We start from the raw sequence: 393 nt of genomic DNA, 5'->3' as shown, positions 1-393 counted from the left end.
CAGTTTTAGTTTGGCAACAAACTTATACGGTGCTCTCACCAGGTCTCCCGCCTCATTCAGCGGAATACCTACATCGGATCTATCTGTCTCATAGTAATACAGTGCATTATCCTTTGGAAGTTTTTCTTCATGGAAGAAAGAAGTAATATTTTTCTCAACTTCTGCCACCCGCCTGATCCCATAGGATGCAGCCACTTCGTCATCTCTTTCTATAGAACTTTTCAACGCCTGCTTATGTGCCCTGAGTATGAACTGTGCGGAAGAGATCGATTCACTTTTCAGCTTGATCCCTGCCCGGATCGATTGTGCCTTCATATAAGTACATACCGCTGTAAAATATTTTCCAAATTCATCTGCTGATGCATTGACATTATTTACCATCGTGTGGATCAC

At 42.5% G+C, this 393-nt stretch carries 1 protein-coding gene; it reads right to left on the bottom strand.

Features of this window, described 5'->3' with window-relative positions; all coding sequences use genetic code 11:
* The coding region (locus tag PZH32_RS11625) for a hypothetical protein (RefSeq protein WP_275208415.1) at positions 1 to 393 on the bottom strand (393 nt) is incomplete at both ends.

Source organism: Adlercreutzia equolifaciens (assembly GCF_029076695.1).
In the GTDB taxonomy this organism is placed as follows: Bacteria; Actinomycetota; Coriobacteriia; order Coriobacteriales; family Eggerthellaceae; genus Adlercreutzia; species Adlercreutzia equolifaciens_A.
Note: the sequence above shows the minus strand (reverse complement) of the source record. Positions and strands in the feature narration are given on the sequence as shown.